At 34.5% G+C, this 15,549-nt stretch carries 20 protein-coding genes; all 20 read right to left on the bottom strand.

Annotated features, from left to right (window positions below):
- The gene (locus C794_RS08425; RefSeq protein WP_017796695.1) at positions 1-777 is read right to left on the bottom strand and encodes a FliA/WhiG family RNA polymerase sigma factor; all 777 of its coding nucleotides are present in this window, start codon (positions 775-777) and stop codon (positions 1-3) included.
- Positions 778-810: 33 nt separating this feature from the next.
- Entirely contained in the window at positions 811-1,311 is a 501-nt protein-coding gene (locus C794_RS08420; protein ID WP_017796694.1) for a chemotaxis protein CheD, read from the bottom strand.
- Entirely contained in the window at positions 1,304-1,942 is a 639-nt protein-coding gene (locus tag C794_RS08415; RefSeq protein ID WP_017796693.1) for a chemotaxis protein CheC, read from the bottom strand. The genes C794_RS08420 and C794_RS08415 overlap by 8 nt, the downstream gene beginning before the upstream one ends.
- Entirely contained in the window at positions 1,939-2,412 is a 474-nt protein-coding gene (locus C794_RS08410) for a chemotaxis protein CheW (RefSeq protein ID WP_017796692.1), read from the bottom strand. Before C794_RS08410 ends, C794_RS08415 begins: the two co-directional genes overlap by 4 nt.
- A 19-nt stretch (positions 2,413-2,431) precedes the next feature.
- Positions 2,432-3,490, bottom strand: a complete 1,059-nt coding sequence (locus C794_RS08405; RefSeq protein ID WP_017796691.1) for a protein-glutamate methylesterase/protein-glutamine glutaminase — start codon at positions 3,488-3,490, stop codon at positions 2,432-2,434.
- A gap of 4 nt (positions 3,491-3,494) precedes the next feature.
- Positions 3,495-4,349 (bottom strand): MinD/ParA family protein, encoded by an 855-nt coding sequence (locus tag C794_RS08400; protein WP_017796690.1) that lies wholly within the window; start codon positions 4,347-4,349, stop codon positions 3,495-3,497.
- The gene (gene flhF, locus C794_RS08395; protein ID WP_017796689.1) at positions 4,339-5,457 is read right to left on the bottom strand and encodes a flagellar biosynthesis GTPase FlhF; all 1,119 of its coding nucleotides are present in this window, start codon (positions 5,455-5,457) and stop codon (positions 4,339-4,341) included. Before flhF ends, C794_RS08400 begins: the two co-directional genes overlap by 11 nt.
- Positions 5,454-7,487 (bottom strand): flagellar biosynthesis protein FlhA, encoded by a 2,034-nt coding sequence (gene flhA / locus C794_RS08390; protein WP_017796688.1) that lies wholly within the window; start codon positions 7,485-7,487, stop codon positions 5,454-5,456. The genes flhF and flhA overlap by 4 nt, the downstream gene beginning before the upstream one ends.
- 19 nt (positions 7,488-7,506) lie before the next feature.
- The gene (flhB, locus tag C794_RS08385; protein ID WP_017796687.1) at positions 7,507-8,586 is read right to left on the bottom strand and encodes a flagellar biosynthesis protein FlhB; all 1,080 of its coding nucleotides are present in this window, start codon (positions 8,584-8,586) and stop codon (positions 7,507-7,509) included.
- Between the two features lies 1 nt (position 8,587).
- Positions 8,588-9,367: a flagellar biosynthetic protein FliR gene (fliR, locus tag C794_RS08380; RefSeq protein ID WP_017796686.1), complete on the bottom strand. Its 780-nt coding sequence runs from the start codon at positions 9,365-9,367 to the stop codon at positions 8,588-8,590.
- Positions 9,368-9,370: 3 nt separating this feature from the next.
- Positions 9,371-9,640 (bottom strand): flagellar biosynthesis protein FliQ, encoded by a 270-nt coding sequence (gene fliQ, locus C794_RS08375; RefSeq protein WP_017796685.1) that lies wholly within the window; start codon positions 9,638-9,640, stop codon positions 9,371-9,373.
- A gap of 15 nt (positions 9,641-9,655) precedes the next feature.
- A complete protein-coding gene (fliP, locus tag C794_RS08370) occupies positions 9,656-10,321 on the bottom strand; it encodes a flagellar type III secretion system pore protein FliP (protein WP_017796684.1) in 666 nt (221 codons plus the stop codon).
- Entirely contained in the window at positions 10,314-10,892 is a 579-nt protein-coding gene (locus C794_RS08365; RefSeq protein ID WP_017796683.1) for a flagellar biosynthetic protein FliO, read from the bottom strand. Before C794_RS08365 ends, fliP begins: the two co-directional genes overlap by 8 nt.
- A gap of 106 nt (positions 10,893-10,998) precedes the next feature.
- Positions 10,999-11,361, bottom strand: coding sequence for a response regulator (locus C794_RS08360; protein WP_017796682.1), 363 nt, complete (start codon positions 11,359-11,361; stop codon positions 10,999-11,001).
- 22 nt (positions 11,362-11,383) lie between these two features.
- Positions 11,384-12,556 carry a flagellar motor switch phosphatase FliY gene (gene fliY / locus C794_RS08355; RefSeq protein ID WP_017796681.1) on the bottom strand — a complete coding sequence of 391 codons (1,173 nt, stop codon included), beginning with the start codon at positions 12,554-12,556 and terminating at the stop codon, positions 11,384-11,386.
- Positions 12,546-13,538: a flagellar motor switch protein FliM gene (gene fliM, locus C794_RS08350; protein ID WP_017796680.1), complete on the bottom strand. Its 993-nt coding sequence runs from the start codon at positions 13,536-13,538 to the stop codon at positions 12,546-12,548. Before fliM ends, fliY begins: the two co-directional genes overlap by 11 nt.
- Before the next feature lie 33 nt (positions 13,539-13,571).
- The gene (gene fliL, locus C794_RS08345) at positions 13,572-13,991 is read right to left on the bottom strand and encodes a flagellar basal body-associated protein FliL (protein WP_017796679.1); all 420 of its coding nucleotides are present in this window, start codon (positions 13,989-13,991) and stop codon (positions 13,572-13,574) included.
- A complete protein-coding gene (locus C794_RS08340; protein ID WP_017796678.1) occupies positions 13,984-14,202 on the bottom strand; it encodes a flagellar FlbD family protein in 219 nt (72 codons plus the stop codon). The genes fliL and C794_RS08340 overlap by 8 nt, the downstream gene beginning before the upstream one ends.
- Before the next feature lie 48 nt (positions 14,203-14,250).
- Positions 14,251-15,105, bottom strand: a complete 855-nt coding sequence (gene flgG, locus C794_RS08335) for a flagellar basal body rod protein FlgG (RefSeq protein WP_017796677.1) — start codon at positions 15,103-15,105, stop codon at positions 14,251-14,253.
- A 73-nt stretch (positions 15,106-15,178) separates the two neighbouring features.
- Positions 15,179-15,547, bottom strand: a complete 369-nt coding sequence (locus tag C794_RS08330; RefSeq protein WP_017796676.1) for a TIGR02530 family flagellar biosynthesis protein — start codon at positions 15,545-15,547, stop codon at positions 15,179-15,181.
- Between the last annotated feature and the right edge of the window lie 2 nt (positions 15,548-15,549).

The raw sequence follows: 15,549 nt of genomic DNA, 5'->3' as shown, positions 1-15,549 counted from the left end.
CTACATAGCTTGTATTTTTTCTAACGTTTTTTTCAATTTAAAGATAGATCGTTTATGAATTTGTGAGATTCTTGAAGTAGTTAATCCAACGACTTGGCCAATTTCAGTAAATGTAAGTTCTTCATTATAAAACAAACTAACAACCAACTGCTCTTTTTCATTTAATAGTTTAATTCCTTGAATAAGCTCCTCTTTTAACTCTTCATTAATAATATGGTTTTCTGGCAATATAGCTCTTTCATCAGAAATCGAATATCCAATGCCTTCTTTTAATTGATCGGAGTTACCTTTTGGTTTTTCTTCAATGGATAAAATATTACTAAATAACGCATCTTTCATCGTAGTTTCTACTTCTTCGGTGCTCATACCTGTTAGTTTAGCAATTTCTGAAGAATTTGCTTCTCTTTGATGGCTTTGTTCATATTCTTCAATTGCTTGTTCTACTTTTTTTGTCTTTTCCCGTATAGATCGAGGTAACCAATCTTCTTTTCTTAAGCCATCCATAATCGAACCCTTTATCCGAAAAGAAGCATACGTATCAAATTTTAAATCTCTGGAGGGGTCAAATTTCTTTAGCGCATCATAAAGTCCGAGAATACCAAAACTTCTTATTTCATCTTTCACTACGTTATTTGGAAGATGACTTGCAATACGTTCAGTGTGGTAGTTAACAAGATACATATAATTATTAATTAACTGATTGGCTGCATCCCCGTCCTGATCATTTTTCCATTTGTCCCACAGTTTTTGTTCCAGAGGAGAATTTGTCATATTCACTTGAAGCTCCCCTTTCTATTCTTATTTCTGGATTTAAATCATCATTGATTCTTGATTTATTTTTCGAACAGCAAGTAGTTTAGATCTTGGATCAAACTCAATTGTCCTACCAACGTTACCACCAACATCCTTACTTACAATAGGTACACCAAGTTCGGTTAATGCCTGCTCTACGGATTCTACATTTCTAGGGCCAATTCTCATCATGTCAGTACCAGTTCGTAATTGAAACATTTGAGCTCCCCCGGCTAATTTAGCTTTTAATGATGATTCTTCTGCTCCTCGTTTAATAAGTTCTTGATATAGATAAGGAATAGCCGTATCTGCATATTTATAGGGGTTAGTGTTTGTTTGCTTTCCTTGTTGCGAATTCGGTAACAATACATGCGATAATCCCGCAATTTCTTTTATTTCATCATATATAACAGTCCCAACACAAGATCCCAATCCAGATGTACGAATCAATTGGGGAAATTGGATAATTTTCAAATCCGCAATACCAACTTTAACAACAGTGGTTTTTACGCTAGTCATTATAGTCAATTCCTAACTTTGTAAATAGATTATGGAAAGATTCTGGATCCGGTATAAAAAGAAATTTACCACTAATTTTTTCAAATTGTTTATCATCTTGATGCATTTCTGTATCGATAATAATCACATAATCACTTGTATGAGATATCTCAATTAATCCTACAGTTAAAATTGCACCTGCCATATCGATGCCTAAATAAGGGACAGAAGGTTGCAAATTCATGGTAGTAAAATCGGACAATGCGGATAAATAAGTACCTGTCAAAATATTGCCAATCTCACTTAATGCAGATATTGCAATTTCTTGGTTTTCCGTATTATCAAACAAAGAGTAATCTGGATTATTTGTCAATTTACGCACAAGATATTCTGCTTCTTCAATTTGTAATATTACATACACTGTCCCAGGAATGTCTCCATTAATACGAAACATTAATCCTACTATTGTTTGTTCCGGACCACCAATCAAATCCATGACTTCATCAAAACCAACTACGTTTACCTTCGGTACTTTCATGTCAATTTTTTGATTAAGCAACTGGGATAAGGCAGTCGCAGCATTTCCAGCACCGATATTGCCAATTTCTCTCAACACGTCACGTTGATCTTCATTTAATCGCTTTCTACTCATTCCTCTTCTTCCAACCAAGTAGAATCTTCTGAGTCTAGTGATAAGACGTGATGCATATCTAGTAAGATTAATAGTCGATCATCTATTTTTGCTACTCCACTTAGATATTCTGGTTTTACAGAATCAATAACTTCAGGAGCATCCTCTATAATATTTACTGGGATATCTATTACATCATTTGCTTCATCAACAATTAATCCTACTTCTTGATCTCCGACTCTTGAAATGATAATTCGTTTATTTTCATTAATATCTGTTTTCGTTCTTTCTAACCTTAGACGTAAATCAATAACTGGAATAACCACTCCGCGTAGATTGATGACTCCTTTCACATAATCTTCCTTATGAGGTATGCGAGTAATAGGCATCATACTCTCTATAGAGCCAATCCATTCAACAGGAAGTGCGTATTCCCCACCATCTAAGTCAAAAACAATCATTTTAATGCTCTTTATTGTTCCTTGTTCCATTTTGTATACCTCCTATAATTTATCTTAATTGTTTTACAATCAAACCAGGTATTTCCTGTAATGAGATTTCATAATCGATTAATCCAGCATTCACCGCAGCTTTTGGCATGCCATATACAATCGCAGTCTCTACAGATTCAGCTAACGAAATAGCAGATGCATCATGTAATCTCAATTGCTGTAAACCGTCTGTTCCATCATTGCCCATTCCTGTTAAAATACAGATAATCTTGTTGTAGTTTTTAATATGTTGAAGAGAACTGAAAAGATTATTTACAGACGGTCGATGCCCTTTTAACGGAGGAGATTTATCTAATGCTATTGCTAAGGACATGCCTACATTCTCCACCTTCATATGAAATCCTCCTGGTGCGATATAAGCTGTTCCAGATTGCAATATTTCTCCGTGAACAGCTTCTTTAACTGAAATTGCACAAATCGAATTTAATCGGTCAGCTAATGATTTTGTAAATCCAGGCGGCATGTGCTGTACAATAACGATTGGAGCTTGTATATCTTTAGGCAATTCCATTAACACCTTTTGTAATGCTTTTGGTCCTCCGGTAGAAGTACCTATAGCAACTATACTTCTTCGATATCTTTTTTTTCTATCTATATTAGCTATGGTCTTTGTTGATTGTATATTATCTTCCGCGGTTTCTTGGGTAGGATTCACCTTTACCGTAGAAGCCAATATAACCTTCTTACGAATTTCTTCTTCTACATCTCGAATATCTAATGAAATAGATCCCGAAGGCTTCATGATAAAATCTACTGCACCACTTGAAATGGCTTGAATTGTTTTTTCTGCTCCTGCTTTCGTAACACTGGATAACATTACAACAGGAACGGGATGTTCATTCATAATTCGTTGTAAAGCTTGCAGGCCATTCATTTTAGGCATATGGACATCAAGCGTTACCACATCTGGAGATAACTGTATGACTTTGTTTAGTCCATCTTCTCCATTGCAAGCAACAGCTACTACTTCAATTCTTGGGTCGTTATCTAAAATATCGGAAATTATTTTCCTCATAAATGCCGAGTCATCAATCACTATTGCTCGAACTTTTTTCATAAGATCACCCTTCCATCCAGTTCTTTAACCTACCTAGAAAGCTTGTGTCTGCGGAATTACTCTTCCTTTTTTCTTGCAAGTAAACATCTGCTAAATGTGTTATAGCTTTTGAGGCTTTAGATCTTGGGTAAACTTCAGAATACGGCTGTTGTGCGGTAACTCCCTTTACAACTAATACATCATCCGGAATAACCCCAAGAGCTTTTACCTCTACAGATAAAAATTGTTGGATAACATTTTGGAATTTTTTTAATGAGGCTATCCCATCACTTCTTTTGTTCCATCTATTTAAAACTGCATAAATAGGAAGTTGATCATTTCTGGATACGATATGCTTTACCATCCCATATGCATCTGTAATGGATGTCGGCTCTGGCGTTGTGATAACAATACATTCTTCAGCTGATAGTGTGAAAAATAAGGACTCTTCAGTAGCTCCTGCTCCCATATCAAAAAAAATATAATCATATTGATGTATAAGCGTATCAAAAGCTTCATAAAATCTAGTTTTTTGAAGATCAGTTAATTTGAATAACTGGGATAAACTCGAACCACCGGCAATATAATGTAAACCATTTGATTCCTTTTCTATTAAACTATTAAGTGGTATATCGTTTTTGAGTAAATCAACAATAGAATAAGTAGAACGATTTCCTATTAGAATATCAATGTTGCCCATTCCGATATCTAAATCTAAGATTAATACTTTTTTATTTCGTTTTATCAGTTGTAGAGAAAAATTAACAACAAAATTTGATTTCCCTACTCCTCCCTTACCACTTACAACAGCTACTGTTTTCGCTTGGTGAACGGAATCACTTAGCCTTTTTCGCAACCCCTCTGCTTGGTCAATTTTCATTGTTATCACTTAGAATTAGATGCGACATTTCTTCGACAGATGGTTGTATGACATCTTCTGGAACATCTTGTCCATTTGTCAAATAACCAATTCTTATTTTATTGTTCCAACAAATGTTTAAAATGTTCCCGTATTGTTCCGTCTCATCTAATTTTGTAAAGACAACACCATGAACATCGAGTAATTGAAATCGCCTATATATATCCAACATATCTTTAGGCTTAGAGGTCATCGATAACACTAAATAATTGGTCACTTTAAGAGAACTTGGCCATTCTTTTATTTCGTTCATATACTGATTATCTCGATAATTCCTACCTGCAGTATCTACTAAAATTACATCAAAAGAAGAAAATTTCTCTACTGCTTTTCGATAATCTTCCTTACTATATGCCACCTCTACGGGGATGTGTAATATTTTTGCATAAGTTTTCAACTGTTCTACTGCCGCTATACGGTAAGTATCTAATGTAATAAATGCAACTTTCTTTTTATCTTCTAAATAAAGTTTCGCTGCAATTTTTGCGATGGTTGTCGTTTTCCCAACCCCTGTCGGTCCAACAAATTGAATAATTCGATGATCATAAGTAAACCCGATATCCACTTGCTCTAGTCTGTTAGATATTAATTGTTTTACTTTAATTAAAATTGTCTCTTGATCATGGTACTTATCTTGATTCGTTTCATCATTTTTTACGTCTTTAATTAATTGCCCAGCAATTGATGGCGATAATTCTTGCGCTAATAGGTGCTCATAGGCTAATTGATAAACAGGTGTAAATTCTTGTTTACTTGTTCTTCCTTGTACTTCAATCAAACGCTGTAAATTTAGAATTTCTTCCCGAAGTGGATTTTCTTCTTTCACTTTTCTGTTATGACTTTGTTGAGTATGTTCTGTAACTTGTTTCTCACTAGGGGATGATTTACTAATAATTGGTTCTGGATCTACTCCAGCTACAACTTCAATAAATGTCTTTTTAAACAGACCAAGGAAACCACCCTTTTTTACTTCTTTGGATTGCAAAATTACTGCATCTGTTCCAAAATCTTTCCTTACTTCTTTCATCACTTCTGGCATTGTTGGTGCTGTATATTTTTTTATCTTCATGCAATATTCACCACCCCTACACTTTGAACTTCAACAGTTGGTTCGAGTTCATTGTACGATAGAACAACAACTTGAGGTAAAAATCGATCTAGTAACTGTTTTAGGTACATTCTTATAGCAGGAGAGCATATAAGAATGGTTGTTTCTTCTTGTAATGATAACTTTTCTGCTTCGGCATGAATTGATTTTACTATTTCTTGCTGTGTTTCTGGGTCTAAAGACAAATAATTTCCATGTTCTGTTTGTTGAATGTTATCAGCAATGGTTTTTTCTACTTTTCCTGATACAGTTATAACTTTCATTTGATTATTATCTTGTGCGTAATTTTTCGTAATTTGTGCAGACAGTGATTGTCTTACATATTCCCCGAGTAACTCTGTATCATTAGTCATTTTAGAAAAATCAGCTAATGTTTCAAATATGATCGGTAAATTACGAATAGAGACACTTTCACGTAACAGTTTCGCAAGAACTTTTTGTACATCACCTGTAGATAATGGTTCTGGTGTTACTTCTTCAACTAAAATTGGATTACTTTCCTTCAAGTGATCAATTAATTGTTTTGTTTCTTCTCTACCCAATAACTGATGTGCATGACGCTTAATTACTTCTGTGATATGTGTAGACACTACAGAAGGTGGGTCAACCACCGTGAAGCCAGATAATTCCGCCTCATCCTTTATCTCCTCATTAATCCACTTTGCAGGTAGTCCAAAAGCGGGTTCCTTCGTGTCAATTCCCTCTATTTCTTCTTCGCCAAAGTCTGGAGTCATTGCTAGATAATGGTCTAACATTAGTTCCCCGTTAGCGACTTCATTGCCTTTAATTTTCAACCGGTATTCATTTGGATTTAATTGGATATTGTCTCTAATTCTTACAACCGGGATAACTAATCCTAACTCAATTGCTAATTGACGACGTATCATAATCACACGATCAAGTAAATCCCCACCCTGTGCTGTGTCAGCTAGTGGAATTAACCCATAACCAAATTCAAACTCGATAGGGTCCATATTTAATAAACTGACTACATTTTCTGGTTGTTTTAATGCAGTAGATTCGGTTTCTTCCTCTTCTTCAACCGTTGGTTCTTCCTCTTTGGTTGCCCGGTTTTGCATCCAATACCCACCTAATATTAAAATCGCCGCCAAACTAGTTGTTAAGAAAAAATTAATTGGAGTTAGACCTAATAAGAAAATAGTTCCTCCTGCAATATAAAGTAGCTTCGGAAACTGTAATAATTGATCCATAACATCAGCACTTAAGTTATTGTTACCTGCAGAACGTGTAACTACAATACCTGTTGCAGTTGAAATTAAAAGTGCGGGAATCTGACTTACCAATCCATCACCAACTGTTAATCTCATAAATGTATTTACTGCTTCATCCATGGACATTCCCATTTGCACCATTCCGATAATTAATCCAAATAATATATTGATGATAACAATAATAATTCCAGCAATGGCGTCCCCTTTTACAAACTTACTAGCACCGTCCATCGAACCATGGAAATCTGCTTCTTTTTCAATTTTTTCACGACGTTCTTTTGCTTGCGCTTCGGAAATAAGTCCAGCATTCAAATCAGCATCTACACTCATTTGCTTTCCTGGCATAGCATCAAGGGAAAATCTTGCAGCCACTTCAGAAACTCGCTCAGAACCTTTTGTAATAACTAAGAAATTAATAATTACTAATATGATAAATACTACAAAACCAACAAATGGATTGTCTCCAATAACAAACGTTCCAAACGTATCAACGACTCCACCAGCTTCTGCTTCAGAAAGTATCGATCTAGTTGTAGATACATTCAACGCAAGTCGAAATAATGTTAACAATAAGATTAATGTTGGGAATACACCAAACTGCAATGGTTCTGTAGTATTCATTGCAACTAAAATAACAATTAGCGCTAAGATAATATTAATTAATATAAAAAAGCTAAGAAGTGCTCCTGGCAGTGGAATCACTAACATGATAATTACTAATATAACTCCCAGAAGTACTGATATATCTCGCGCTTTCATACAACTCTCTCCTAACTTGTTATGCTTTTTTCTCCACCCTGTAAACATAAGCTAATACTTCTGCTACTGCTTGAAAGTATGCTTCTGGGATTAATTCACCAATTTCTACAGCATCATGTAGTCCCCGTGCTAAAGGGCGATTTTCTACCATCATTACACCGTGATTTTTAGCAATCTCTTTAATCTTTTGAGCAATTTGATCTGTCCCTTTTGCTAAAATATATGGTGCGTTTGCTTTCGCTTCATCGTATTTAATTGCAATTGCATAATGGGTAGGGTTGGTAATTATGACGTCTGCATTAGGTACTTCACTCATCATTCTTCTCGTTGCCATCTGTCGTTGCTTTTCTTTAATTTTTGATTTGATTAATGGATCTCCCTCAACATTTTTATATTCATCTTTTATGTCCTGTTTAGACATCCGGATATTTTTTTCAAAATCAAATTTCTGATACCAATAATCAAATAACGCAAGAAAGATGAGTAAGATAATTGCGGCAAACCCCATAATTGCTGTGACAGAGGCGAAAAAACCTAGCGCACCTTTTGCATCGAGAAATGCTGTCATTAACATGTCATCTTTAAAAATCCAAATCACAGAAAATGTTACTAAACCAACAAACACAATTTTTAACATAGATTTTAGAAACTCTACTAGAGCTCGAATGGAAAATATACGCTTTGCACCTTTAATTGGGTCAATCTTTTTCAAATCAAATTTTAATGGCTCTGTACTAAACAAAAACCTTACTTGCACTAAGTTTGCTGCCATTCCAGTAATGATCGCAATAATCATTATTGGTGCCAACATCAACCCTGCATCTAATGAGGCACTGTTAAACATTAGTTGAACGTTTTTTTCTGTAATGTCCCAATGAATGTACTCAGTAAAAGATTTTTCGAAAAATCCAGTCATGTATTGAAGCATATAGCTTCCAAATACGAACAAACCGATAAAACATCCCAAAAGCAATAATGCCGTGTTAACATCTTGACTTTTGGCTACTCGACCTTTTTTTCGTTCATCCAGTCTCTTTTTTGGAGTTGCCTTCTCTGTCTTTTCACCTGCAAAAAATTGCAAATCTAATTTTAAAAGCAAGTTATACACCTCCAAACAATGACATTAAGCCATTCATAACTCTATACATTGTCTCAAAAAGGCGTTGTGCTAGATTCATATAAAGCGCAAGGAATACTAATATAGCAGCAAAACTAACAAGAATTTTCAATGGTAATCCAACAACAAACACATTCATTTGTGGAACAGTTCTGGCAATGATCCCAAGAGCAACATCAACTAAAAATAAACATCCAACGATAGGAATCGCAATTTGAAATGCAATTAAAAACATCGTATTAAAAGTCGTTATCACAAACTGAACAATCGACTCTTCTCCAAAAGGTAGAAATTGATTTAAAGGTATGTAAGAATAACTATTAAAAATTCCATCTAAGATAATGTGATGTCCATTAACGGATAATAAAAATAATAATGAAATGATATAAAGATACTGACCTGTTAATGGACTTTGTGCTCCTGTTTGAGGATCAACCACATTCGCGATTGCAAATCCCATTTGAAAATCTATAAATCCGCCGGCAACCTGTATAGCGGCAACAATAATATAAGCAATCAGGCCAATACATATCCCGATTAGTATCTCTTTTACAATTAAAAAAACATATAAATTATTAACAGCTACTCCTGTAGTATCAACAGTAGATATCATAATAATTGCTAGAAAAAAACTAATTCCTATTTTAAATTGTACGGGAACTGACCGATAAGAAAATAACGGCATAATCACAAAAAATGCTAGGACTCGGACAAATATTAATAAAAATGCAGGTAACGTATTCAAATCTATATACTCTAACATGTTTTAACCTACAAATTGATTTAAATTCTGATATAAATTTGATGTAAATTCCACAATTGTTGTTAACATCCAAGGTCCAAAAAATACTAATCCGACCAACACTGCAATTATCTTTGGAATAAATGCCAATGTTTGTTCCTGAATTTGTGTCGTTGCTTGAAATATACTTACGAGTAAACCAACTCCTAAGGCAAGTAACAATAATGGAACGGTAATTAATAAGATAGTAACGACGCCTTGTTCAGCTAACGTTAACACTAATTCACTACTCATGACACATGCTCCTTTCTAAAAGCCACCTAATAATGATTGGGTGATAAGATACCAACCATCCACAAGTACAAATAATAATATTTTGAACGGTAGTGAAATCATTACAGGCGGAAGCATCATCATACCCATAGACATTAAAATACTTGCTACAGCCATATCAATAATTAAAAAGGGAATGAATATCAAAAATCCCATTTGAAAAGCAGTTTTCAACTCACTAATTGCAAATGCAGGTACTAATGTAGTGAGTGGTATATCTTCTACAGTCTCCGGAGGATCAGCTTGAGTATAATTTAAAAACAAATCCAAATCTTTTTGCCTAGTATGTTGAGCCATAAATTCTTTTAATGGCATACTAGCATTCTCATATGCTTCATCCAAGGTGATTTCCTCATTAAATAGTGGTGCCAACCCCTCTTCATAAACTTCTGAGAAAGTAGGAGCCATAATAAAAAAGGTCATAAACAATGCAATTCCTATTAATACTTGGTTAGGAGGCATTTGTTGTGTTGCTAGTGAAGTCCTCACAAATGAAAGAACAATAATAATTCTAGTAAAACTTGTCATTAAAATTAAAATTCCTGGCGCCAATGAAAAAATCGTTAGTAGTAATAATAATTTTATAGAAGTCGATATGTTGGTTGGGTCGGAACTGGAAAAAATATCAATAAATTCATTCATGAGAATCTTCCTTATACTTTTGAATCATTTTACCTCGATTATATTTAAGGTTATTCAGTTCTTGTTCAAAATGCTTTTCGAATGATTGGTCTGAATCATCTTCTCGCGTGTTTATCTTTTTATTCTTTGTCAACATAGACATAAAGTTGGCTCCAAGGAAATCCTCTGACTGTTGTTCATCATTTAGAATTTGTTGAATTGTCTCTTCATCAGTTATTTCTTGAAGTAATTCCACATTGTCGCCTACTCCAACCATGTAAACCTGATTCCCAATTCGTACAATTTGTATCGACTTATTTTGTCCAACGGAAATTCCGCCGACATTTTCCAAAGATTTGATGTTACTACCTAACTTGTTTCGTTTTCCAAGAAGTTTTAATACGACATAAATTAAACCTATTACAAGTATTAATGCAAAAAACATTTTAATAATTTCAAACACTAATGACGGACTGGAATTATCTCCATTAACGACCATACCGTTATTACTATCTTCATTTATCACTTCAGGTTCTTCTTCGAAATTTACTTCTTCTGAACATTCTTCATCATTTTTAATGCAATCTGACACATTTGGGGCCGCCCCCACAGGAAGGGGCAGTATACATAAGATAAAAAGTATTCCTGCTCCCCATGTTAGTAAGATTCTATTGAAGTTCACTTTACTCAACTCACTTTTAAGATAACGCTTTTTGAATAGCTTCAATTACACGATCCGCTTGGAATGGTTTTACAATAAAATCTTTTGCTCCTGCTTGAATAGCATCAATTACCATTGCTTGTTGGCCCATTGCAGAACACATAATAATCTTTGCTTCTGAATCAATTTGTTTAATTTCTTTTAACGCACTAATACCATCTTTTTCTGGCATTGTAATATCCATTGTTACTAAATCTGGTTTATGTTCTTTAAATTTTTCTATTGCTTCGTTTCCATCTTGTGCCTCATCTACTACTTCAAAATCATTTTTTGTCAAAATATCTTTAATCATCATTCGCATGAAAGCTGCATCATCCACTATTAAAATTCGTTGTCCCATTCTTAAACTCCCTTTCCATCTTTTATTTTTTTAGGTTTTTAATTCGATCGGTTGGACTAATAATATCCGTTACTCTTACACCGAAATTTTCTTCAATAACAACTACTTCACCTTCAGCAACGAGTTTTTCATTCACTAGTATATCGACTGGTTCACCTGCTAGTTTGTCTAATTCAATAATCGATCCTGCTGATAAATCAAGAATGTCACTAATTGATTGTTTTGTTCTCCCCAATTCCACAGTCACTTTTAAAGGAACATCTAATAGCATATCTAGATTTCTGTGTTCTTGTTTGGACAATGTAGAACTTTCAAAATTAGAAAATGCCGCTTCTTGCACAGTTGGATTACTAGAAACAGATGAATTACCTAAATAATTTGTTTCTCTTTTTATTTCCTCTTGAATTGGCTGTTCTTCGTAAGTTTGGGTTATATCTTCATTCCTGGTTCCATGATCCATTTTAGGTTGTGAAACTTCTGAAGCTGTTTTTTCTAGTTCTAATACAGCAGCAGCTTCTGTTGGAGCATGTAATAGTCGATCCACAAGTTGTCTTGCAAAACTTAATGGAATTAATTGCATCATGTTAGAATCTATTAAATCTCCTACTGTTAATCTGAAAAACACCTTAACGTATACATCTTCATCAAACACAATCTTATCAGCATTATCTTCAATTCCATTTATAATTTCAGGAGGTGAAATATCAACCTTCATATCAAAGACAGTGGACATACTAGTTGCAGCCGCCCCCATCATTTGATTCATCGTTTCTTGGACAGCACTTAAGTGAATATCATTCAATGTTTCATCTGGAGTTGTTCCATCTCCACCTAGCATAATATCAGCAATAATTGCTGCATCACGCGCTTTTATTACAAATACATTCTTACCAGAAAATCCATCTATGTAATTCACTTGTACACTGACAGGTTCAAACGTAACTTCGCTATCAATGTCAGCTTTTTCAATTACTTCTACATTTGGCGTTGTAATTTCTACTTTTTGATTTAATAATGTGGATAATGTTGTAGCAGAACTACCAAATGAGATATTCCCAATTTCTCCTAAAGCATCAATCTCGATGCTAGACAAATAGGCTTGTGATGTTTCTTCATTTGATGTTTCAGAATCATCCTCTGATACTTTAAGTAAAGCATCTATTTCATCTTGAGAAAGCATTCCATCATTCATCATCTTCATTCACCCCTTTAATTTCTTCTAAAATTTGAACAGACATTTTGTTTTTGAATTTACCTGGCTGTGCAAAGAACTTCGGTTGATCATATATCGATAACAGTAATGGTGCATCAATAGGTTGATCAAGCGATATAATGTCCCCTTGTTGAAAGTGGAGAAAATCATGAATTGATATCGTTGTTGCCCCAAGAATGGCCTTTAACTCAACCTCTGTCTTCTTCAAATTCTGCTGCATTTTACCATAAGCTTGTTCATCTTTATTCGATTTTGACTGCATCCAGTAATGTACTGACAGTTTCGGAATAATCGGTTCTAAAATAACATGAGGTATACACATGTTAATCATACCTGTTGTTTCTCCGATAATCGTTGTAAGAGATACGACAACTACTGTCTCATTAGGTGCAATCTTTTGCATAAACTGCGGATTCTCTTCAAATTCTTCTAATACTGGTTCGATATCAACAACCGAGCTCCATGCATCTTTTAATGCGTCTTCTGCTTTTTCAAACATTTGCATAAGTAATGTTTTCTCTATCTCTGTTAAATTGCCATCTTTTGTAATTGTGCTTCCTTTTCCACCCAGTAAACGATCAAGTAACGCGTAAGCAATATTAGGATTAATTTCCATAATCAAATTACCATCTAATGGTTCCATACTATATAAATTAAGGATGGTTTTCTTTGGAATCGAGCGAATAAACTCTTCATACGGTACTTGATCAACAGATGTAACAGAAATATTTACAAAACTACGTAATTGTGTAGCAAAAAATGTCGTTAGCATTCTAGCATAATTTTCATGTATCCGAGATATACTTCGAATTTGATCTTTTGAGAAACGAAGCGCACGTTTAAAATCATAAACTCGAACCTTTTTCTCTTCTTCTTCTTTTTTCAATTCATCTGCATCCATCTCTCCAGAAGAAATAGCGGACAATAAAGCATCAATTTCATTCTGCGATAAAACTTCATCCATGTATTACGTTCACCTCCTAGCAGGAGCTAGCTTCTATTGAAGGATCTTACTTATCGTATAGACTTCAGTAACGTTGCCTTCTGTCATTAAATTATTTAATTCATTCTTCAGAGCTTCTTCAATATCTCCTAATCCAGCTTGAAAATCTTCTTTATTCTTTTTCGCCAATTCTTTTATTAAAATATTCTTCAACTGAAAGTCTCGTTTTTCTAATTCCTTTTTAGCATCACTACTGTCAGCAATAATTTGAAATTGGACACGAACAAAGGCACCATCCTCTAAATCCGTGGTAACTTCAGGCGACTCGAATGAATATTCCACCATGTCATCAATCGATTGTTCCCCACTCACTTTTTCTGGTGTACTGATATTTATAACTATTACTAATGCTGTAATCGCGCCTGCAAGTAAAATTACTAAAGAAGTAATCATTGTTTTCATAAGTTTACTCATCTATTTCACCTACCTTGGAAGATAATTGTTGTAAGCCAATCGTTTGATAATAGCTTGTAACTTGTTGAAGTACCTCACTAGCATTGTCCTTTACAACAATTTTCTTTCCGTTTATCAATGAAATTGTTGTATCTGGCAGTGATTGTATCTGTTCAATATAAATTGCATTTAAAACGAATTTTTCATTATTTAATCTCGTTAAATGAATCATCTGTTTGGCGGGAGTAACGAAGCAATGTCGTCACTCCCTACCTCCCTTTTATCGTTTTAGGTTTACAAGTTCCTGTAATATTTCGTCTGAAGTAGTAATGATTCGTGTGTTCGCTTGAAAAGAACGTTGTGCTGTAATCATTTCCGTAAATTCTTCAGATAAATCTACATTTGACATTTCTAATGAACCACTGACAACGGAAGAACCTAGATTCTCAGATTCTGGTGTATATAATTGATCAGCTAGTCCTGCATTCGGTGAATCTAAATATAAATTATTTCCTGCTTTTTGCAATCCAGATGGATTCGAAAAAGAGGCTAAAGCAACTTGACCAGCCACTTGTGTATCTCCATTTGCATCAATATAGTTGATCGTTCCATTGGACTGTACACTGAAGCTTTGTGCAGTCTCTGGAATATTTATTGTTGATTCCTGTGGCGGATCACCAACAAAACCAACTAAATATAGTCCTTGAGAATTGACGATGTTTCCATTATCGTCTAAGAAAAAGTTTCCTGCGCGGGAATACGCAGTTGTGACGTTGTCTAAATCTATATTCGTTGTTCCTCCATTGGCATCTACACCTTCTACCAGCACAAACATACCATCACCTTCAATAGCAAAATCTAATGGGTTATTTGTAACTTGTTGAAAGCCCTGTGTGTGAATGTTAGAAATAGCACCAATCGTTGAACCCAAACCTACTTGAGAAGCGTTCACGCCACCTCGGGTTGCTGTTGCCCCTTGTGCACCAGAAGTTGTTTGACTCATCATATCTTGGAAGTTTACCATTGCTTTTTTATAACCAGTTGTATTAACGTTAGCGATATTATTACCGATAACATCTAGTTTCGTTTGTGAATTTTTCATTCCAGAAATACCTGAATACATTGACCGTAACATGATTATTTCCCCTTTATTCTTTATTCTGCGTCTGTCATTCTGCAGTTTATTAAGCCTCCCTATGGGGTCCAGCTTAATCTTGAATTAAAATCGTTCCATTAATATTTGTAAAGATCTTACTTGCAAATTCATCACGATTCATTGCCGTTACTACTGTATTATTCTTTGTACTTACAACAAGTGTTGCGTCATTTAAAACAACAAGAGAATCAGTTACTCCTTTTTCTTTTGCTTCTTGCATCTTTCCTTGGATCAAGTCCCATTGCTTATCATCTATTGAAATATTGCGTTCATGCATTCTTTCCGAAGCATGCTTACTTATCTTTAATTGATTTTGTTCATGCAGGACATCTTTAAACGAGACAGTTGATTGTTGCTTAGATTGACTCGTTTTTGTTGGTGGTATAACAAATGGTATTGTCTGATAAATACGATGATCCATTA

The sequence above is a fragment of the Oceanobacillus kimchii X50 genome, assembly GCF_000340475.1.
In the GTDB taxonomy this organism is placed as follows: Bacteria; Bacillota; Bacilli; order Bacillales; family Amphibacillaceae; genus Oceanobacillus; species Oceanobacillus kimchii.
The sequence above is the reverse complement of the archived record's forward strand: the minus strand, read 5'-3'. Positions and strand labels throughout refer to the sequence as shown.